Genomic DNA, 20,114 nt, shown 5'->3' with positions numbered 1-20,114 from the left:
CGGCAGGCTGGCAGGCGGCTACCCGCCGGCGGGTAGCTCGCCCAGGTCCCAGACGGCGAGCGCCTTGTCCGCGTAGGCACCGTTCTCCTCGGTGCACCCTTCGAGGATGAGGTCCACCGGCTCGGGGAAACCGAACGGCTCGCGACACAGGTTGAGCGGCCGCCAGTCGCCGGTCGAAATGTCCACATTGGTCGTCAGCTCGGTGAAGGTGGTCGTGATCAGGTAGCGCGAGCCGCTTGCCCGCACGTTCGCCAGCGCCCGCCGGATGTCGGCGAAACCGAAGTGCACGAGGCAGTCCCGGCACAGCACCCCGTCGGCCCCCGGCAGCGTGTCCCGCAACAGGTCGAGCGGGACGAAGCGACGGCTGCCGTCCACACGGGCATGCCGCCGCTCGTTGCGCAGTATCAGCTCGTCGACGATATCCGCGCCCAGGTACCAGTCGAGGTCCAGCTCGGTGTCGGCCAGCCAGTTGAAGTCGCCGCAGGGCAGATCCAGCAGGGTCCGGATGCCCACCCGGCGCATCATCGCAGGTAGTTCGGCCCGCAGCACCCGGGTCTGGTCACCGTCGGATCCCGTCCCGGACACCGAGTCCCCGCTCCACAGGTTCGTTCGGAAGATGTGGGTGAATCGTCCCTTCTCGTCCATCGCCTCGAGCAGCCGGGCGTTCTCCCGGTACTTGCGGTTCGCCGCGGTCGGCGGCCTTCCCCATCCGGACATCCCTGCCTCCCCTACCCCCGGCGGTCACGGCGTCGCGCCACCCGTCCGGCGGTATCGGTGGTACTCATCGTGCGCCACATTACTGATCTTCACCCCAAAGCATGAAAAGAAGGTGCACATCACGTGCGGCGGGTAACAGTGGCCGACTCAAACGCGACCATTCAGGCGCAGTTATGTGCTCGAACCGCCGCGAGTTAGGCAGCAACTCCATGGATCTCGTCCCGGCAAACCAGCGTGCCACGAAAAACCTCTTGGCGATGTCACTGAAAATATCGTTGACGGTTTTCGGAATGCTGTTCACGTTGGCGACGATTTGCGGCCTCTCCACCGAGAAGACACACGGCTCTCCCGCGGCGAAACCGGCCCCGGCCGCGGTGGTACCGGCGAAGGCCGCCACCGCCCCGCCTGCCTACCCGGTCACCAGCGTGATCGACGGCGGGACGGTGGAGGTGACCGGAGCCGACGGGGCGCGGCGCAGGATCACGGTCCGGGGACTTCGGGCTCCTTCGGTGGACGCCTGCTTCGGTACCGAGTCCTTTGCCTGGGCGGCCGAGACCTTGATCGGCACGAAAGTCACGCCACGGACGAGTTCCGGTGAGCCGCCCGGCACGGTCGGCACCACCGACGCCGACCTGATCCTGCCGGACGGCACGAACTACGCCGTCGCCGCACTGGACGGTGGGTACGCGAGCTATGTCGCCGCGGATACGCCCGGCGCGCCCGTGCCGCCGCTCCAGCGGGCCGAACGCACGGCCCGCTCAGCCGAGGCCGGGCTCTGGGGCCCGCCCTGCCACGGGAACGCGGGCGGAACCTCGCCCGCCACCTCGGCCTCGCCCTGAAGTCAGGCGAACTTGGTCCGGGGCCGCTCCTGTAGCACATCGTCCACGTACACGTCGACCCGCTCGTCCGCGAACGCCACCAGGCCCGCGATCCGCGTGCTCTCCGGCAACGGCGTCCGGTACGACCACGCGATATCGGTGTGCTCGCCGACCGAGAAGTACTCCGTCCGCCCCTTGTACGGGCAGTGCGTCACGGTGTCGCTCGGTTCCAGCAGGTCGAGGCGCACATCGGTCTTCGGCAGGTAGTACCTGGTGGGCAGGCCGGTCTCGAACAGCAGGCGTGGGCCGCGCGTGTCGGCCACCGTCACGCCGTCGATCTCCACCCGCACCCGCCGGGAGCTGGGCAGGATGTCCAGCCGCACGTACGGGCTGCGCGGGTGGGTGTAGACCTCCTCGTCCTCCTCGAACCAGGCATCCATCGCGGACCATTCCAGCCGGACGTGGTCACGCAACTGCTCCAGCGGGGAGTCGGGGTACTCGGTCACCGCGTCCACGGCCTCGCGGTCGCCGACCCGCAGCGTGGACACGTGCCCCTCGCCGCGGCTCGGCGACCGCGTGGTTCGGCCGCTCGGCGTGCTCAGATCGGTCCGCACGTCGGCGCGTGGGACGTAGTAGGTCGGGTAGTACGGCACCTCCCAGACCAGCAGGGGCGCGGTGGTGTCGGCGACCACCGTTCCCCCGAACACGGCCCGGACTCGCTTTCCACCGGTCTCGACTCGCACCCGGCCACGGCTCTCAGCACCTGTTCCCAAACGCGCGGCACGATCCACTCGGCCGGGCTCGGACTCCGCCATGATTGTCACCTTCGCAGGTCGTGCGCCCGGCCTCGCCGCTCGTGGGCTGTCGCCGCGCGCGTTATTCCACTCACCCGAGGCAGCCGAGTCCAGTTCGGGAACGGACTCTCGCTACTCATACGGGAGACAACGGCCGGGCGAGCGCCGCTATTTCGTGGCGCGGTGGGTGCCCGTCATTCGCGCATAGGCCACCACGTTGTCCAGGTACTCCCCTTCGGCCCGGTTGAACGCGCCACCACAGGTGATCAGCCGCAGTTCCGGCCCTTCGGTGTTGCCGTAGACCCGTTCGGTCGGAAACTCCGCCTTCGGGTAGCGCTCCACCGCGGTCACCGTGAACACCACGCTGGTCCCGTCCTCGCGGTGCACGGTCGCCTCGGCACCGGGCCGCAGCTCGTGCAGGCGGTGGAACATGCCGGGGACGTTCCGGTAGTCGACGTGCGCCGCGATGATCGCCGGGCCGGCCTCACCCGGTGTGGGGCTCTGCGTGAACCAGCCCGTGGTCACCGCGTCCTCGGGTACCTCGAGCGCACCGTCCGGTTCCAGGCCGAGGTCGATGATCGGCTCGGTCCGCACGTCGATCGAGGGGATCTCCAGCCGTCCCGGCCGGGCCGGGGGCAGTGGCCGTGCGGGAAGTTCCCCGGCGCCCGCCGAGGTGGTTTCCGGCGCGGGTTCGGCGGTGGTCGTCGGCACGGGTGCCGCCGCACCGGCCGGCTCCGCGGTGGGTACACCAGGGCCGGTCAGCGCGACGGCGAGGATCACCACGAGCGCCACGACGGCGGTTCCGGCGGCAGCGATGAGCTGCCACCGGAACCGCCGCAAGCCGCGGACTCCCGTCACCGGTTACCGGCGTGAGCGCGCCGCCGCACCACCAGCGCGACACCCGCCCCGGCACCGATCAGCACGAGCCCGCCGAGGGCGACCAGCGCGGTGTCGTCCTTACCCGCGCCGCCGCCGGTATCCACCCCACCGACCGGGCGCACCTCCACCTGGCGCTGTTCCGGCTCGCCGAAGTGCGATTCACAGGCATAACCGTCATCGTCCCCGTCCAGCCGGTGCGGGTCACTCGGGTCGGCGTTCAGCACCGCCTGCGCCGCGGCCTGGTTCGGGAAGTCCGGGCAGTTCTTGTCCTCGGGGGCCTGCCGAGTGGTGGTCTCCTTCGGAGCGTCCGTCGTGGTCCGCTCCGGCTTCGTGGTGGTCGGGTCGGTGCCGGGCTCCCCGCCCGGTCCGCCGGGAAGGCTCTCACAGGCAATGCCGTCGCCGTCCCGGTCCAGGTCGTGCGGGTCACCGGGGGTGGAGTCCAGCACCTTCTGGGCCTCCGGCTGCGTTGCGAAGTCACCACAGTTGTAGCGATCCTGCGCGGCGGAGGCGCTTCCGGCGCCGACCATCCCGGAGATCAACAAAGCGGAAACGGTCACGACCGTACGACGTATCAGGGACACAAGTAAGCCTTTCCTGGGGCAAAGTGAATCGATGTGCAATGAGAACAACCGCGGTATTGCCCTTTTATCGGTATGTGCCCGGCGGCGTTACGCCCATTACACGTTCGTGTGAGAAGTAATCTTCAAACAAGATATGCCTCATTTAGGTCAGCACATTTCTCGGTATAACGGCGCCAGCAGTTCCAGCGACTTCTTCCCGCGTACGGTCGGGTCGATGCCGGGTAGGCCAGGCATTCGGCGAGCGGGGGATGGTGAATGGATCATCGTCGGACGACTCGGCCGGCAGGTAACACACGGCGACCGTGGCCGACCCTCCGGCGGCTTCCCCGTAACCTCGTGGTGTGGCCATCCAGGTGTTGCTTGTCGACGATCACGAGGTCGTCCGCCGCGGGTTGCGGGACCTGCTCGGCGACGAACCGGATATCGAGGTCGTCGCCGAGGCCGGCAGCGCGGGCGAGGCCCTGGCGATGGCCATGCACACCGAACCCGAGGTGGCGGTGGTGGACGTGCGGCTCGGCGAGGGCGAGACCGACGGGGTCACGCTGTGCCGGGAGCTGCGGTCCACCCCGAATCCGCCGCACTGCCTGGTGCTGACGGCGTTCGACGACGAGGAGGCGCTGGTCGGCGCGATCATGGCGGGCGCGTCCGGCTACCTGCTCAAGCAGGTGCGTGGCCAGGACGTGGTGCATGCCGTGCGCGAGGTCGCCGCGGGGCGTTCACTGCTGGACCCGCGTACCACCGCGCAGTTGCTGGACAAGCTGCGCAGCCCGGCCACCGACGAGCTGGCCACGTTGAGCGAGCGGGAGCGCAGCGTGCTCGACCTGATCGGCAGGGGTCTGTCCAACCGGGAGATCGCCAAACATCTTTTCCTCGCCGAGAAGACCGTGAAGAACTACGTCACCTCGCTGCTGGCCAAGTTGGGGATGCAACGCAGGACGCAGGCCGCGGCCTGGGTCGCCCGCCGGGAGACACCGCGTGGCGAGTAGCGGGAAAAGCGGTACCCCCCCCCCGTTCTGATTGGCGGAAGGTTCCGGTGGACGAGCGCTACCGGCAGTGGCGCACCATCGATTTCCAGCGCACGGTCCTGGTGGTGGTGCGCACGGTCACCACGTTGACCAGGTTGCTGGACATCCTCGCGTTGATCGAGTCCGACCTGCGGATCCAGGCCGTCTACACCTACGACCCGTGGTGCCCGGCGATCTTCGCCGCCGGGGTGCCGGAGTTCCTCGGCGAGCTCGGCGCCCCGGTGATCCCGTGGGAGCAGGCCCGCGGCACCCGGTTCGACCTGGCGATCGCGGCCAGCGAGAACGACGCCCTGCACGAGCTGGACGCGCCGATCCTGCTGGTGCCGCACGGGATCGGTTACCAGAAGTACTATCCCGGCGGCCGGGTGACCTCGGGGATGAACCCGGAGCGCCTGCTCCGCGGCGGCCGCGTCGTGCCCGACACGATCGCGCTCTCGCACCCGGCCCAGCGGGAGCAGTTGCGGGCCGCCTGCCCTCCCGCCGAGGAAAGAGCGGTCGTGATCGGCGACCCGTGCCACGACCGGATGCGGGTCTCCGCCCACCGGGTTCCGCACTACCGCGATGCGCTCGGCAGCGGCGAACGCAGGCTGGTGGTGCTGTGTTCCACCTGGGGCCCGGGGTCACTGTTCGGAACCTGGCCACGGCTGCCCGAACGGCTGCTCGGAGAGCTCCCGGCCGACGAGTACCAGGTGGCGGCCATCCTGCACCCTGGCGTGTGGGCCGCGCACGGCCACCGGCAGGTGCGCGCCTGGCTGCGTCCCGCGCTCGACGCCGGCCTGGCACTGATCCCGCCGGAACGAGGATGGCAGGCAACCGTGCTCGCCGCCGACTGCGTGCTCTCCGACGAGGGCTCGGCCACGCTCTACGCCGCGGCCATGGACAAACCGCTGCTGCTGGCGACCGGCGTGGATCCGGCCGACACCACGGTGCCCGGTTCCCCGCTGGCCGACCTGACCCGCAAGGCCACGCGGCTGGAGCAGGACCGTGACCTGCGTGCGCAGCTCGACCAGGCGATAGGTACGCACCGGGCGGGCGCGCACGGTGACATCGTCGAGCGGGTCGTGCGGAACTCCGGCCGGTGCGCCGAGGTGCTGGCCGGGCTGGTGTACCGGCGGCTCGGGCTCGAGCCCGCGCAAGGCTCCCCCACCTTCCCTCCGGTGGACGCGCCGGTGACGGAGATCGCGACCGCCGCCGCGCATCTCGTGGGCGGCCGGGTCACCGAGGACGGAGCGGTCACGCTGGTCCGGTTTCCCGCCGTGCCGACCGGGTCACCGCCGTACTGGGAAAGTCGCCACCTCACCGCGGACGCGGAGCGGGCGACGCTGCGCCAGCTGGAGAACGCCACGATCGTGCACAGTGCTGTGTCCGTTTCGGACTTCGATACCTGGTCGCGGCACGCGCTGCGGCAGTGGCCGGACGCCAGGATGGCGTCGGCTCCCCTCGGCGAGCGGGGCTGCGTGCTGCGCACCAGGGAGGGGCGCGGGGTGACGCTGGAGTTCCAACACGGCGGCGCCGATCCGCGGCTGCTTGCCTCCCTCGCCCGCGTCCGGCTCGAATCCGGCCACGATCTGCCCACTGTGGACACGCTTCGGCTCGGCGAGCGGGACCTTGCCGTGCGGATCAGGGGTGGCTGAGGCGGCGCAGCTCCTCGATGTACTCGTTGGTCCGCGGGTGGCCGACCCGGATCGCCGCGGTGACCAGCACGCCCAGCCGGGCGGTCGCGTCGGCGAGCCGCCCCTCGGCGGCGGCCACCCACGCCGCGAGCTGTTCCAGTTCCCAGTAGTACTGCCGGGTCGCGACCGCGGCGAGCTCGGCTTCCGCCTGGGCCAGCGCGGCGCGGGCGGGCGGGACCTGGCCGGTGGCGAGGGCGGCCCGCACCCGGGTGAGCTTGCCGAGCGCGAGGTTGCGGGCGTCGGTGCCGGTCCCGTCGACCTCGTCCAGCACGGAAAGGGCCTCGGTGGCCCTTCCGGCCTTGACCAGCGCGCGGGCCAGCATCCTGAGGTGGATACCGAGCGCACGCTCGTCCCCGATGTCCCGGTCGATCCGCACCGCGCGGCCGAACTCCTCGAGCGGATCGTAGGTCGGCGGGAGGCCGGCGTCGGACTGCTCCTCTCCCAACCTGCCGCGAAACTCGTGGATGGAAGCCCACTGCTGCCTGCCGCGGTGGTCCACCGGCAACTCGCCTGCCAGCCGCAGCGCGCGGTCGAGGTCGGTCCGCGCCGGTGGGAAGTAGCGCGCCAGCGTGTGCGCCCGCGCCCGCATGGCGTACGCCCGCGCCAGCAGCGCCGGCCGGCCTTCCCGCTCGTGCAGCGCCTCCGCACCGCGCACGTACCACTCGCACATCGCCGCGAACAGGCGCCAGTGTCCCCTGCTGTTCAGCATCACCTCGAAGGCGCCGACGAGCTGGCACACCTCCTCGTGCCTTCCGCGCCGGTGTGCCTCGGCAACCAGGTCGGCGATGACCTCGCGCTCGGACTCCAGCCAGTCGACCGGATCGTCCACACGCGACCAGGATAGCCCGTCCGGGATGGTGTAGCGGCGCATCCGGCCGGGGGCATGGTGCAGGTCCCCGGCGACCGCGGTGTCGCGATAGGACAGCAGGAACCGCTCGAACGCCGCGGCGGCCTCGTCCGCGGCGGCGAGTTCCGCGGCGTACTGCCTGGCGAGTGGGTCGAGCCGGTAACGCCCGTTGCCGACGGGAACCAACAGCGCGAGGTCGATCAGGCGGTCGACCACCCGCCGGGCCGGGCGACCGAGCAGGACACCCGCACTTGCCGGGGTGAGGTCGGTTCCGGGGTGTGCGGTGAGCACCGCGCAGGCCCGCACGGTGTCCGGATCGAGGCGGGCGAAGGTCTCCCGTAGGAACTTGCCGAGTACGTCCTCGGCCCCGGTCACGCCCTCGACCCGGTACTCGGCGAGCAGGCCGGCGACCGGCCCCGGCTCGGTGGCCCGCCGGGCCACACTGGCGCCGACCGCACCGAGCACGTACGCCGCCGTTCCGCACAGCCGCAGCAGGTCCTCGGTCGCGGCGGGCTCGCGCTCCAGCACCTCCCGGCCGCAGGTGTCGGCGAGGAGCTCCCGTGCGCCCGCGTCGTCGAGTCCGTGCAGGGTGACGTGCGACGGGTAGGCGGCGCGCAGGTCGGTGCCGAGTTCGTCGGTGGTGGCCAGGGTGAGGTTGGCGGGCGAGATTTCGAAGTAGCCGATCTCCCGAGCGCCCCGCGCGTTGTCCAGAATCAACACGAACGATCGGGTGGTGGTGACCGCGCGGTACCTGGCCTCGACCCGGCCAGGGTCGGTCTCGTCCGGCTCGACGCCGAGCCGCCGCAGTATGTGGACTCGCACGTCGGCGACCCGTAGCTGGTCGCCGTCGCGGTACCGGTCGAGGTCCACCTCGACGCGGCCCGAGGGAAACCGGTGCGCCTGGTCGAGGGCGATCCGCCGGGCGAGTGCGGTGCGGCCGGAGCCGGGCCGGCCGCCGATCACGTGCACTCCGGCGAGCGGAACGTGTGCGCGGTACCAGTCACAGTCCCGGAAGGGGACCGGTGGGGCGGGCGCCGTCCCGGATCGCTGCTCGGCGAGCTCGGCGACCTGCCTGGCGAGGTCGGCGAACCACTCCGGATCGTCGGTGGCGCGTTCGGTCAGGACGGCGTGCAGGCGTTCCGGATCCCGTGGCAGTGTCCCGAGCCTGCCGCGCAGCCGGTCGACCAGGCCCTTGCCGCCGCCGATCGTGGCTCCGCCGAGATACCCCGTGCACAGCTTCACCGTCTCGCCGACGACTGCCTCCAGCATCACCGTGCCCAGTGCCATCCGCGATCCCCCTCCGCGCAGTGTGCCGCTCGCCACGAACGCTAGCAGCGAGCGGTCGGCACGTCACCCGACGTGCACCCTTCACGCCAGCGGCAGGTCGAAGGCGACCAGGGTGCCGAGGCTGGGTGAGGAGTTGACGTAGAACCTGCCGCCCGCGGCCTCGGCGCGTTCGGCGAGGTGGCGCAGGCCGCGCTGGGCGACGTCCTGCGGCACCCCGCAGCCGTTGTCCCGTACCCGCAGCCGGAGACCGGCCGCGTCGCGCTGCAGGGTCACCCTGGTCTGGCTGGCCCCGGAGTGTCGGACCACATTGGACAGTGCCTCACGCAGCGCGGCGCGGATGTGGTCGGCGCGTTCGGCGGGGATGTCGGCGAGTTCGCCGGACAGTTCCAGGGTCGGCGGGAACCCGAGCAGCTCGCCGGCGGTGCGTACCTCGCCGCGGGCGGACTCGGCCAGGTCGGTGGACACGGTCCGGGGTGGTTCGGCGTGTTCCGGGGTGGGCGAACGCAGCGCGCGGACCGTGCCCCTGATCTCGTCGATGGTCTGGTCGAGCTGGTCGATGGCCTCCCCGAGCCGGGCACCGTCGCCGCGGGCGAACCGGGTGTTCATCCGCTTGCGTACCCGGTCGAGCTGCATGCCCGCGGCGTACAGCCGTTGCACGATCACATCGTGCAGCTCGCGGGCGATGCGTTCGCGTTCCTGGTACAGGGTGACCCGGTGCCGCGCGCTGGCACCCTCGGCAAGGGCCAGCACCACACCCGCCTGCGCGGCGAAGGCGGTCAGTACGTCGACGGTGGTGGCGGAGAACGGCTCGGCGCCGCGCTGCCGGTAGACCGTGAGCGCCCCGAGCAGCCTGCCGCCGGAGCCGAAGGGGGCCGCCGCGAACGGGCCGAAGTGCCGCAGTCGCTCGGGGACGTAGGGAGAGGTCCGGGGGTCGCTGGTGAAGTCCTCGGTGACCACCGGCTCGCCACCCGAGGCGACCCGGCCGGCGGCCGAGTCGGTCGGCAGCTCGAGGCCGAGCAGCCCCGCGGTGTCCGGGCCATGCGCCGACTCCACCACGACCCCGCCGTCCTCGGCCCGGACCATGACCAACCCGAGGTCGGCACCGGCCAGTTCGACCGCGTGCCGCACCACCGAGCCGAGCACGGCGCTCGGGTCCTCACCGGACAGTGCGGTGGTGGTGATCTCGGTGGCCGCGGACAGTGCCCGCGCGGCAAGACTCGGTTCCATCAGTGTCAACAAGTTTACTAAGGAGATCGAAAGTAGCTGGACCGAGCTGAGTTTCCGGGCTGCACAGATCGGCTACTTTCGATCGGATTGGTATCTACCGGCACAGTAGTGAGCCTTCCCGGCTCGCCCCCGGTCGACCCGAATGACCAGGTCGGCGTCCGCCGCCTCCTCGGGGCGGTGAGTGACCTGCACGACGGTCTTGCCGGCCAGCGCGCCGCGCAGGTTGGCACGCAGCCGGCTGGCGGCGACCTCGTCCAGGTGCGCGGTGGGTTCGTCGAGCAGCACCAGGTCGGCGTTCCTGGCCGCGAGCACCGCCCTGGCGAGGCCGACCCGTTGCGCCTGCCCGCCGGAGAGCCCGGCCCCGGCACTGCCCAGCACGGTGTCCAGCGGCAGGTCCGGCAGGCAGGCCGTGGCCAGCGCCGCGGTGAGCTCGGCCTCGGTGGCGTGCGGGTCGGCAAGGCGCAGGTTCTCCGCGACGGTGGTGGACACCAGTTGCGGCTCCTGCGGGGCCCAGGCCACCGTGGGCGGCAGGCTGGCGCGGCCGCGTTCCGGCTGGAGCAGCCCAACCATGGTGGCGAGCAGGGTCGACTTCCCCGCCCCGGAGGGCCCGACCACGGCGGCGCTGCTGCCGGGCGGCACCCGCAGGTCCACCTCGCGCAACGCGGCGCCGTCCGCACCCGGCCACCGCACCTCGACACCCCGCAGCTCCACCCCGCCGCCGCTGAGCGCGGCCCGCTCGTGCCCGGAGGGGACGGGCCACTGCTCGTACTCCCGCAGGCGAGCGTGCGCGTCGCGCAGGGTGTCGAGTTGCTGGGCGGCGGGTGGGAGCAGGCCGAGGACCTCGGCCAGGGCCAGCGGCACCAGCGCGAGCACCGGCGCGAGCACGGGGTCCAGGGTGCCCGCCGCCACCGCCCGCCCGGCCAGCCAGGTGCCTGCGGTGGCGGCGACGCCCGTGCTGAGCACCACCACCGCCTCCGCGACCCCCGCACCGAGTGCCTGCCTGCGTGCGGCTCCAGCGAGCCGCGCATCGGCCCCGGCGAGTTCGGCCCGGCGCGCGTCGGCCGCGCCGAAGGCGAGCAGCTCGGCGGCGGTGTCGAACAGGGCGAGAACCTTGCCCGCCACCTCCCGCCGCCCACCGGCCAGGGTGGCGCTCGCCCTTCGTTCCACCCGCAGGGCGAGTGCCGGGGCGAGCAGGGCGCCGAGCAGCAGCGCGCCGAGCAGCGCGAGCCCGGCGGAGGGCAGCAGTACCGCCTGCAGGATCGCGGCCGCGGCCAGGACCACGGCGGCCACCAGCGGCGGGGTGAGCACCCGTGGCAGCAGGTCGCGCACGGTGTCCACGTCCTCGACCAACCTGCGCTGCCCCTCGCCCCGGCGCAGGCCCAGCGTGCGCGCGGGTCCGAGGCGCACCAGGTCCCGCCACAGCCGCACCCGCAGCCTGCCCGCGATCCGGAAGGCACCGTCATGGGTGGCCAGCCGCTCGGCGTAGCGCAGGCCTGCGCGGGCGAGTCCGAACGTGCGCACCCCGACGACGGCCACGGTCAGGGTGAGGATCGGCGGTTGCTGGGAGGCCTTCGCGATCAGCCAGCCCGAGGTCGCGGTCAGCGCGACCCCGGCGAGCAGGCTGGCCGCACCCAGTGCCGCTCCGGCGAGGAAGCGCCGGTCGAGCAGTTCCCGCAACCGGGCGCGGGCCGCGATGGCCGGTGCGGGCACCGCCGCCCCCGGCCGGGCGGGCGGGAGCGGGGCGGGCGCGGCTGGTTGCTCGGCGGCGGTCCTGGTGTGTGCGGCGATCAGCACGGCCGCGCCACGGCGCCGCGCCGCCCGGATCGCGGACATCGCCCGCTCGGCCTGCTCGGCGTCCAGGTGCGCGGTCGGCTCGTCGAGCAGCAGCAGCCAGGCGCCCTGCCGCACCCGCAGGAGGGCACGGGCGAGGCCGACCCGCTGCCGCTGCCCGGTGGACAGCCGGTCGATCCGCTCCCCGGCGAGGTGTTCGAGGTCGAGTGCGGCCAGCACGGCTGCCCGGTCGGCCACCGAGACCGGCCGGATGGCCGCGAGGTCGAGCTCCGCGCGCACGGTGCCGCCGGTGAAGGTGGGTGACTGCGGGAGCCAGGCCACCGACCGGCGCCAGATCGACATATCGACTTCGTCCAGTGGGACGCCGTCGATGGTGACCGTGCCACCCGCGGGCCTGGCGAAGCCGAGCAGCACCGCGAGGGTGGTGGACTTGCCCGCGCCGCTCGGCGAGCGCAGCCAGGCGGTGGAACCCGGCCGGAGAGTGAGGGACTCCCCGTCCGGGGCGAAGCCGTCGCGCCGGTGCACCCGCAGGTCGGACACCCGCACCTCGCCGCGTCCCGGCCGGGCGGTACCCCGTGGCACGACGGGTTCGGCGAGTACGGCGCCCACCCTGCGTACGGCCTCGACCCCGTCGGCGCTGGCGTGGAAGGCGGCGCCGACCGCGCGCAACGGTTGGTAGCACTCCGGCGCCAGGATCAGCACCCCGAGCCCGATCGCCAGGGTGAGATCCCCCGCGGCCAGCCGAACCCCGATCACCACCGCCACCAGCGCCACCGAGAGGGTGGCCGCGAGTTCCAGCACGAAGGCCGAACTGAACGCGACCCGCAGCGTGCCGAGAGTGGCGCGGCGGTGCCGGTCGGACACCCTGCGCACCGCCTCGGCCTGCGCTTCGGCGCGGCGGAACGCGGTGAGCACCGGCAGTGCGCGGATCAGCTCGAGCAGGTGTCCGGACAGCCGGTGCACCGCGTCCGTGGCGCCGGCGACGCGGTCGGCGGTGTACCTGCCGACCAGGATCGCGAACATCGGCAGCAGCGGCAGGGTCAGCGCGATGATCACCGCGGACGGCCAGTCGGCGAGCAGCACCGCCGCACCGGCGCCGATCGGGAGTACCGCCGCGGTGACCAGGGCGGGCAGGTAGCTGGTGAAGTAGGCGTCCAGCGCGTCCAGGCCGCGGGTGGTGAGCGCGGTCAGCTCGCCCGGCCCGCTCGCGGCGATCCACTCCGGGCCGAGCCGTAGCGCGTGCTCGACGGTGCGTCGCCGGAGTTCCTCCTTGGCTCCCGCGGCCGCGCGAGCGGAGACCACCCGAGTCGCCCAGCCGAGCAGCGCCCGTGCCAGCACGGCCGCGAGCAGGGCGGCCAGCCGGGGAGCCAGGTTGCCCGGCTCACCCGCCACGATCGAGGCGAGCACCGAGGCCAGCAGGAACGCCTGCGCCACCAGCGCCGCCGCGTTGGCCAGCGCGAGCAGGCCGGTCAGGGCCAGCGCCCGGCGCGCCGCGGCCGACAGGGCCGGCAGCGCGCCGAGCGGGCCTCTCCCGGACCGCGTCGTGTCCCCAGTAGACACTGTGGACACCGTGGCGGAAAGGGGCGCTCCGGGAGTCTTCATCTCGGCACGTGCACTTGCGGGATGTGCTGGGTGCCGATCCGCTTGCGGAAGACCCAGTAGGTCCAGCCCTGGTAGATCAGCACCGCGGGGGCGCCGAACGCGGCGACCCAGGTGATCACCTGGAGGGTGTACGGGCCGGATGCGGCCCCGGCTGCGGTCAGCGAGTTCTGCTGATCCACTGTGGAGGGAAGGACATCCGGGTACAGCGCGCCGAACAGGGTCACCCCGGCGGCGGCGATCAGCACCCCCAGCGCGGCGAACGCCTGACCTTCCCGGACCTGGGCCAGCCGCCACCAGGCCACCGCCGCGGCGAGCACCGCGACCGCCAGCGACCCGGCGGTCCACAGTGCACCGTGTTGCCACTGCACCAGCAGGAGCAGCCCGAACAGCGGCAACAACGCCACCGGCAGCAGCCCGCGCGCCAGCCCGCGGGCCCGGTCCCGCAGTTCACCCGCGGTTTTCAGGGCGAGGAACGCCGCGCCGTGCACCAGGGAGAACCCGGCCAGCGCGACCGCACCGAGCAGGGTTTCCCACCGCAACGCCTCGAACGCCGAGCCGATGCGGTTCCCCTCGGCGTCCAGCGGCAGGCCGAGCACGGTGGTGGAAAGGAGGAGGCCGACCCCGAGCGGCGGGATCCAGGAACCGAGCACGATGACCCGGTCCCAGGTTCGGCGCCACCGTGGCGAGTCGACCTTGCCCCGGTACTCGAAGGCGACACCGCGGCCGATCAGCGCCAGCAACACGACCAGCAGGGGCAGGTACGCCCCGGAGAAAAGGGAGGCGTACCAGCCGGGGAACGCGGCGAACATGGCGCCGCCCGCCACGATCAGCCAGACCTCGTTCCCGTCCCAGACCGGGCCTATCGTGTTCACCATGACTCGCCGCTCGGTGTCGCCGCGGCCGAGCACCGGCAGCAGCATGCCGACCCCGAAATCGAACCCTTCCAGGAACAGGTATCCGACCCAGAAGGCGGCGATCACGCAGAACCACACCGTCACGAGGTCCATCACCCTCGCCCCCGAACGATCGTGCCACGTGAAACGAGCTGTCCCCACCTTGGGGACAAACCCACGAGTTGTCCACAACTTGCTGGTAACACCCCGTGGATAGCCCCCAACCGGATAGGCTGAGGCCGGGGCCGTCCCCCGGGAAGGGTGGGGGGTTGCCCTACAGGGCGTCCAAGAGCCGCTGGGAACCGCGGCGGCGAGCGGAAGGACGCCGTCTCCCACCACCGTCCAAACCGAGGCGCTGACGCGCCACTGTGTTCTCGGGTGGAGACCACGAGCGGGGAGGTGGGGCGAGCGACCTGCGAAGCCGACGGTCGTGACTCGAGTCCGGGTCCCGCCCACCCGTCTCCCACCACTACCCAAACGGAGGCGCTCCGCGCCGCTGTGCTGCTGACAACGATCGTGCCGCGCGTTTCCAGACAGACACTGTGTGGGGACATGGTTGGTGTTCCTTCAGTAGGCGAACGCGAGTGCGTCGGTGTCGTCGGGGTCCTTGTCGGGTGGGGGTGGGGGCATGACGCCCTCGATACCGCCGCGGACGTACTTGCGGATCAGGAAGATCTCGACGATGCCGAGTGCCGCGTAGATCGCGGTCAGCGAGATCAGCGAGGCCCATACCTCACCGGCCGAGATCGTGGACACCGCCTGCGCGGTGAACATCCACACCCCGTCGATCCCGGTCGGGTTCGGCACCACCACGAACGGCTGCCTGCCCATCTCGGTGAAGATCCAGCCCGCGGTGTTCGCCACGAACGGTGTCGCGATGCCCAGCAGCACCATCCGCGGGAACCACTTCGTGTCCGGGATCCGTCCGCGGAATCGAGCCAGCGGCGCGAAGCGCCTCCTTCGGGAGCGGCGGTCGGGCGAGGTGCTGGCCCACAGCGCCAGCACCCCCGCGCCCGCCGACAGCGCGCCGAACCCGATCATGATCCGGAAACCCCAGTAGGTGATCGGCAGGCTCGGCACGTAGTCGATCGGCTTCCCGGCCAGCTCACCCAGCGCCGGATCATCCGGGTAGTTCGTGCCGTACCGCGCCTGGTACTCCCCCACCAGGTCCTCGATCCCCCGCACCTCGGTGGAGAAGTCGTTGTGCGCCAGGAAGGACAGCAACGCGGGCACGGTGAACGTCTTGACGTCCTCGCAGTCCGCGTCGGCGACGTCCCCGACCGCGAGAACCGAGAAACTCGCCGGTTGCTCGGTGTGGCACAACGCCTCCGCCGAGGCCATCTTCATCGGCTGCTGCTCGAACATCAGCTTGCCCTGTAGGTCACCGGTGACCACCAGGGCCACGAAGGCGACCACCCCGACCAGGCCACCGAGCCGCAGCGAGGACCGCCACACCGCGCGGTGCTCGTCGGCCTCCCGCCGCCCGCGCCACAGGTGCCACCCGGCGATCCCCACCAGGAACGCCGCCGCGACCGAGAACGCCCCGGCCACCGTGTGCGGGATCGCGGCCAGTGCGGTGTTGTTCGTCAGCACCGCCCAGATCGAGTTCATCCGCGGCCTGCCGTCCACGAACTCCACCCCCACCGGGTGCTGCATCCAGGAGTTCGCGGCCAGGATGAAGTAGGCGGAGGCCACCGTCGCCAGCGAGAACGCCCACGCACAGGCCAGGTGCACCCGCTTCGGCAGGCGGTCCCAGCCGAAGATCCACAGCCCGAGGAAGGTGGACTCGACGAAGAAGGCGACGATGCCCTCCATCGCCAGCGGCGCGCCGAACACGTCGCCGACGAAGCGGGAGTAGGCGCTCCAGGTCATCCCGAACTGGAACTCCTGCACGATGCCGGTCACCACGCCCATCGCGAAGTTGACCAGCAACAGCTTGCCCCAGAACTTGGTCATCTTCAGGTACCGCTGGTTGCCGGTGCGCACCCATGCGGTCTGCATGCCCGCGACCAGCACGGAAAGCCCGATGGTCAGCGGCACCATCAGAAAGTGGTAGACGGTGGTAATTCCGAACTGCCACCGCGCAAGCTCCAGGACCTCCACGACGATCACGATGCTCCGGCGAGGTGGCCCTCCGGCAGGTCCCGTGGTCCCGATCAGGGCGGGACCTAAGTCCCGACGATCACAGTTCACCGAACCGTTCCGGAGACCGTCGGTGATTGACCACCCGCCAATGGTGTATTCGTGATTTTTTTGTTACCGCCCGACAGGACGAAAAAAACCATTGACAAAGTACGGTTTCCCGCATCCCGGGGCAGCGTGGCCGCGGGCCGCCACCTCCGTGCGCCGCGCGACCCGGCTCGAGGTGGCCACCGCCGCGACATGGTGGAGGCTTCGAACGATGGACGAGCGGATTCCGGCCGAGGTACGGCACGCGTTCCGGAAGGCAAGCCTGACCCGCAGGGGCTTCCTGCGGATGAGTGGCGGAGCCGTCGCCGGGGCAGCGGTACTCGGCACCACCGGCTGCGGCATCTTCGGTGGTGAGGAATCGGGCCAGGGCGGCGGCAAGACCCTGCTGCGCAGGCTCAGCACCGAGGTCCGCTACTTCGACTCGGCGCTGGCCACCGACGAGCGCTCCTTCGAGATCCTGCTCAACGGCATGGACGGCCTCTACCGGCTCGGCCCCGACGACCAGCCGCAGCCGGCGGTCGCCGAGACCCACGAGGTCAGCGAGGACGAACTGACCTACACCTTCACCCTCCGCGAGGGGGTGAAGTGGTCCAACGGCGACACCGTGACCTCGCAGGACTTCAAGTTCGCCTGGCTACGGGCGCTCGACCCGGACACGGCAAGCGAGTACGCCTACATCATCGGCGACGTCGTCAAGGGCGCCACCGAGTTCAACAGCGGTGAGGGCAGCCGCGACCAGGTCGCCATCGAGACGCCGGACGAGCGGACCCTCAAGGTCACACTGGTCAACCCCACCCCGTACTTCCTGAGCCTCACCGCGTTCACCACCTACTTCCCGCAGAACGAGGCCTACGTCAGGGAGCAGGGCGAGCAGTACGCGGCCGGGCCGCGGAACATCCTGTACAACGGCCCGTTCGTGATGCAGAGCTACGACCCCGCCGCGGGCGGCACGATGGTCAGGAACGACCAGTACTGGGACAGGGACAACGTCGCGATCGAGCGGATCGAGTACAAGCTCGTCAAGGAACTCAACACCGCCCTGCAGCTGTACGAGTCGGACCAGCTGCACCTCACCGAGATCAGCGGCGACCAGGTGGCCCGGTTCAAGGACGACCCCGAGTTCTGGCGCTACGTGGCGTTCACCCACTTCTTCGGCGTGATGAACCAGGAAGACCCGGTGATGGCCAACAAGAACATCCGCAAGGCCATGATGATCGGCTTCGACCGGAACAAGCTGACCGGCCAGGTCCTGCAGGACGGCTCCGAACCCGCCTTCGCCTTCGTTCCACCGGGGATGGCGGGCCCGGAAGGGCAGACCTTCCGCGAGGCGGGCGGCAACACCATGCTGCCGCAGGACCCGGGCCAGGCCAAGCAGTTCTGGGACCGCGGTGTCCAGGAACTCGGACGCACGCCGCAGATCACCCTGCTCACCCAGGACAGCAGCACGGCGCGCGACATCATCACCTTTGTCCAGCAGCAGTACCGGGAACACCTGGGGATCGAAGCCGAGATCGACATCACCACCTTCGAGAACGCGCTGGACCGGGCCGAGCGGCGGGACTACCAGATCAGCTTCGCCTCCGGCTGGGGCGCGGACTACGGCGACCCGATGACCTTCCTCGCCTACTTCCTGACCAATTCCGGCTCCAACCGGACCGGGTTCTCCAACGCCCGCTACGACCAGCTCGTCAAGGACGCGCAGGCGGAAGCCGACGAGGCCAAGCGGATGCGGATGATGCTGGAGGCCGAGAAGATCCTGTTCGACGAGGCGGTGCTGGCACCGGAGTACTTCGAGGCGGTCGTCGGCCTCAAGAAACCGTTCCTGAAGGACTTCACCAAGCACCCCTACGGCCCGGACCCCGACTGGAAGTACGCCAGCCTGGAAGGCGACCAGTGACCCGGTAGCCGAGCACGCCATGCTGCGTTACACGCTACGGCGGCTCGCCAACGCCGCCGTCATCCTGTTCATCATCATCACGGTGACCTGGTTCCTGCTGAAGTTCCTGCCCGGAACTCCGTTCAACGACCCGAAACTGACCGCACAGGCCAAGGCGGCGCTGGAGGAGAAGTACGGGCTCAACGACCCGCTGGTGGTGCAGTACCTGCGCTACCTCGGCAACGTGCTCCAGGGCGATCTCGGCACCTCGTTCCAGCTCAACCAGCAGCCGATCACCGAGATCATCATGAACCGGCTGCCGGTGTCGGCATTCGTCGGGCTGCAGGCCGTCCTCGTCGGGACCGTACTGGGCATCCTGCTCGGCGGGTTCTCGGCCGCACGGCAGAACTCCATCGGGGACCGGGTCAGCACCCTGGTCTCGGTGCTGGGTATCTCGGTGCCGACCTTCGTGTTCGCCCCGCTGCTGCAGTACTACTTCGCCTACCAGTGGGACCTGCTGCCGATCGCGTTCTTCGAATCGTGGGAACACTCGGTCCTGCCCTCGGCCGCGCTCGGCATCCTGGTGCTGGCCACCGTGGCCGCCTACACCCGGACCGAGATGCTGGAAGTGCTCGGCCAGGACTACGTGCTGCTGGCGAAGGCGAAAGGGCTCAGCGGCGTGCTGGTCGTCGCCAAGCACGTGCTGCGCAACTCGCTGCTCCCGCTGATCACCGTGATCGTCCCGCTGGCCGCGGCCCTGCTCACCGGGACGCTGGTGGTGGAGAAGGTGTTCGCGATCCCCGGGATCGGGGAACAGTTCATCGCGTCGATCCTGGTCAACGACTACCCGATGATCCTCGGTGTGACGATCATGTTCTCGATCTTCTTCGTACTCGCCTACCTGGTCCAGGACCTGCTGTACGGGCTGGTCGATCCGCGGATCCGGCTCGCGCGCGGGAAGGAGTGAGTCGACCATGACCGCGAGCGAAGACCGCGGGGACCTCACCCCGGACATGTTCCAGCCGGCCGAACTGCCCGGCGGCGAGGCCGAGACCCTGGCCGGCACCCCGGTCGGCTTCTGGCGGGACGCGTGGCGGCGGCTGCGGCGCAACCGCTGGGCGCTCGTCGCGGGGGTGCTGATCTCGGTGATCATCCTGTTCGCCCTGTTCGCTCCCCTGTTCACGGCGACCACCGGGTACGGGCAGAACCTCGGAAACCAGTACGCGACCCCGTCCGGGGACAGCTGGTTCGGCACCGACAAGTTCGGCCGCAGCATGTGGGACCGCGTGTGGGAGGGCACGCGGGTCTCGCTGTTCATCGCCTTCCTCGCGGCGTTCATCGACCTCGGCATCGGCATGTTCTACGGCGCGATCTCCGCCTACTACGGCGGCAAGGTCGACAACGTCATGCAGCGCATCGTGGAGATCGTGATCGGGATCCCGAACCTGGTCGTGCTGATCCTGGTGATGCTGTTCCTGAGCCCCGGCATCCTGACCATCACGCTGGCGCTGACGATCACCGGCTGGACCGCCTCGGCGCGGCTGATCCGCGGCCAGGTGCTGCGGCTGAAGGAGGAGGAGTTCTTCCTGGCGGCCCGCGTGCTCGGCGCCCGGACCTGGCGGCTGCTCAGCAAGCACCTGATCCCGAACGTGCTCTACCTGGTGATCATCAACCTGATGCTCACCGTGCCCTCGGCGATCTTCTTCGAGGCGTTCCTGAGCTTCATCGGACTCGGGATCTCGCCGCCGGACGCCTCGCTGGGGTCACTGATCAACTCGGCCGCCGACACCATGCAGTACTACCCGTACCTGCTGATCATCCCGGCCGCCGTACTGAGCGTGCTGACCATCGGCTTCCGGGTGCTCGGGGACGGGTTGCGGGACGCGCTGGACCCGAGGTTGCGGAGGTGACGGC

At 70.7% G+C, this 20,114-nt stretch carries 15 protein-coding genes; 6 read left to right on the top strand and 9 right to left on the bottom strand.

The features are described from left to right. Positions 1 to 18 precede the first annotated feature (18 nt). Positions 19 to 717, bottom strand: coding sequence for a class I SAM-dependent methyltransferase (locus FB471_RS19180; protein ID WP_141999812.1), 699 nt, complete (start codon positions 715 to 717; stop codon positions 19 to 21). Between the two features lie 290 nt (positions 718 to 1,007). On the opposite strand from FB471_RS19180, the gene FB471_RS19175 reads away from it, so the two are divergent. Continuing rightward, entirely contained in the window at positions 1,008 to 1,556 is a 549-nt protein-coding gene (locus tag FB471_RS19175; protein WP_141999811.1) for a thermonuclease family protein, read from the top strand. 2 nt (positions 1,557 to 1,558) lie between these two features. On the opposite strand, the gene FB471_RS19170 is transcribed toward FB471_RS19175, so the two are convergent. The 3 genes from FB471_RS19170 to FB471_RS19160 all read right to left on the bottom strand — a co-directional run bounded on the left by FB471_RS19170 (position 1,559) and on the right by FB471_RS19160 (position 3,765). Continuing rightward, positions 1,559 to 2,350, bottom strand: coding sequence for a DUF427 domain-containing protein (locus tag FB471_RS19170; RefSeq protein ID WP_141999810.1), 792 nt, complete (start codon positions 2,348 to 2,350; stop codon positions 1,559 to 1,561). A 147-nt stretch (positions 2,351 to 2,497) separates the two neighbouring features. Continuing rightward, entirely contained in the window at positions 2,498 to 3,169 is a 672-nt protein-coding gene (locus FB471_RS19165) for a class F sortase (RefSeq protein ID WP_246076474.1), read from the bottom strand. A 14-nt stretch (positions 3,170 to 3,183) separates the two neighbouring features. Beyond that, positions 3,184 to 3,765 (bottom strand): excalibur calcium-binding domain-containing protein, encoded by a 582-nt coding sequence (locus FB471_RS19160; protein WP_246076473.1) that lies wholly within the window; start codon positions 3,763 to 3,765, stop codon positions 3,184 to 3,186. A gap of 365 nt (positions 3,766 to 4,130) precedes the next feature. Between FB471_RS19160 and FB471_RS19155 the strand changes: the two genes are divergently transcribed. Continuing rightward, positions 4,131 to 4,775, top strand: a complete 645-nt coding sequence (locus FB471_RS19155; protein ID WP_141999809.1) for a response regulator — start codon at positions 4,131 to 4,133, stop codon at positions 4,773 to 4,775. A 47-nt stretch (positions 4,776 to 4,822) separates the two neighbouring features. Then, positions 4,823 to 6,448 carry a hypothetical protein gene (locus tag FB471_RS19150; RefSeq protein ID WP_141999808.1) on the top strand — a complete coding sequence of 542 codons (1,626 nt, stop codon included), beginning with the start codon at positions 4,823 to 4,825 and terminating at the stop codon, positions 6,446 to 6,448. Here the strand turns inward: FB471_RS19150 and FB471_RS19145 are convergent. From FB471_RS19145 to FB471_RS19125, 5 genes are all read right to left on the bottom strand, one after another. Next, positions 6,435 to 8,621, bottom strand: coding sequence for a hypothetical protein (locus FB471_RS19145; RefSeq protein ID WP_141999807.1), 2,187 nt, complete (start codon positions 8,619 to 8,621; stop codon positions 6,435 to 6,437). The two genes, FB471_RS19150 and FB471_RS19145, sit on opposite strands and share 14 nt — an antisense overlap. 81 nt (positions 8,622 to 8,702) lie before the next feature. Beyond that, complete coding sequence (locus FB471_RS19140) at positions 8,703 to 9,848, bottom strand: GAF domain-containing sensor histidine kinase (RefSeq protein ID WP_142002147.1); 1,146 nt, start codon at positions 9,846 to 9,848, stop codon at positions 8,703 to 8,705. A 72-nt stretch (positions 9,849 to 9,920) separates the two neighbouring features. Continuing rightward, positions 9,921 to 13,241 (bottom strand): thiol reductant ABC exporter subunit CydD, encoded by a 3,321-nt coding sequence (gene cydD / locus FB471_RS19135; protein WP_141999806.1) that lies wholly within the window; start codon positions 13,239 to 13,241, stop codon positions 9,921 to 9,923. Continuing rightward, positions 13,238 to 14,248 (bottom strand): cytochrome d ubiquinol oxidase subunit II, encoded by a 1,011-nt coding sequence (gene cydB, locus FB471_RS19130; protein WP_141999805.1) that lies wholly within the window; start codon positions 14,246 to 14,248, stop codon positions 13,238 to 13,240. Before cydB ends, cydD begins: the two co-directional genes overlap by 4 nt. Before the next feature lie 453 nt (positions 14,249 to 14,701). Continuing rightward, positions 14,702 to 16,237, bottom strand: a complete 1,536-nt coding sequence (locus FB471_RS19125; protein ID WP_141999804.1) for a cytochrome ubiquinol oxidase subunit I — start codon at positions 16,235 to 16,237, stop codon at positions 14,702 to 14,704. Between the two features lie 298 nt (positions 16,238 to 16,535). Here FB471_RS19125 and FB471_RS19120 point away from each other — a divergent pair, with 298 nt between their 5' ends. Genes FB471_RS19120 through FB471_RS19110 form a run of 3 tightly spaced genes read left to right on the top strand, consistent with a single transcriptional unit; the run spans position 16,536 to position 20,110 of the window. After that, positions 16,536 to 18,221 (top strand): peptide ABC transporter substrate-binding protein, encoded by a 1,686-nt coding sequence (locus FB471_RS19120; protein WP_141999803.1) that lies wholly within the window; start codon positions 16,536 to 16,538, stop codon positions 18,219 to 18,221. Between the two features lie 19 nt (positions 18,222 to 18,240). Next, the gene (locus FB471_RS19115) at positions 18,241 to 19,167 is read left to right on the top strand and encodes an ABC transporter permease (RefSeq protein ID WP_141999802.1); all 927 of its coding nucleotides are present in this window, start codon (positions 18,241 to 18,243) and stop codon (positions 19,165 to 19,167) included. 7 nt (positions 19,168 to 19,174) lie between these two features. After that, positions 19,175 to 20,110: an ABC transporter permease gene (locus FB471_RS19110; RefSeq protein WP_141999801.1), complete on the top strand. Its 936-nt coding sequence runs from the start codon at positions 19,175 to 19,177 to the stop codon at positions 20,108 to 20,110. Positions 20,111 to 20,114 lie beyond the last annotated feature (4 nt).

Origin of the sequence: Amycolatopsis cihanbeyliensis, from assembly GCF_006715045.1 — a bacterium.
Lineage (GTDB): Bacteria > Actinomycetota > Actinomycetes > Mycobacteriales > Pseudonocardiaceae > Amycolatopsis > Amycolatopsis cihanbeyliensis.
The sequence above is the reverse complement of the archived record's forward strand: the minus strand, read 5'-3'. Positions and strand labels throughout refer to the sequence as shown.

What these genes read in the sequence shown, in the direction of transcription:
- FB471_RS19180 (WP_141999812.1), bottom strand. Translation starts at nt 717, where the DNA reads ATGTCCGGATGGGGAAGGCCGCCGACCGCGGCGAACCGCAAGTACCGG.
- FB471_RS19175 (WP_141999811.1), top strand. Translation starts at nt 1,008, where the DNA reads ATGCTGTTCACGTTGGCGACGATTTGCGGCCTCTCCACCGAGAAGACA.
- FB471_RS19170 (WP_141999810.1), bottom strand. Translation starts at nt 2,350, where the DNA reads ATGGCGGAGTCCGAGCCCGGCCGAGTGGATCGTGCCGCGCGTTTGGGA.
- FB471_RS19145 (WP_141999807.1), bottom strand. Translation starts at nt 8,621, where the DNA reads ATGGCACTGGGCACGGTGATGCTGGAGGCAGTCGTCGGCGAGACGGTG.
- FB471_RS19140 (WP_142002147.1), bottom strand. Translation starts at nt 9,848, where the DNA reads ATGGAACCGAGTCTTGCCGCGCGGGCACTGTCCGCGGCCACCGAGATC.
- cydD (WP_141999806.1), bottom strand. Translation starts at nt 13,241, where the DNA reads ATGAAGACTCCCGGAGCGCCCCTTTCCGCCACGGTGTCCACAGTGTCT.
- cydB (WP_141999805.1), bottom strand. Translation starts at nt 14,248, where the DNA reads ATGGACCTCGTGACGGTGTGGTTCTGCGTGATCGCCGCCTTCTGGGTC.
- FB471_RS19120 (WP_141999803.1), top strand. Translation starts at nt 16,536, where the DNA reads ATGGACGAGCGGATTCCGGCCGAGGTACGGCACGCGTTCCGGAAGGCA.
- FB471_RS19115 (WP_141999802.1), top strand. Translation starts at nt 18,241, where the DNA reads ATGCTGCGTTACACGCTACGGCGGCTCGCCAACGCCGCCGTCATCCTG.
- FB471_RS19110 (WP_141999801.1), top strand. Translation starts at nt 19,175, where the DNA reads ATGACCGCGAGCGAAGACCGCGGGGACCTCACCCCGGACATGTTCCAG.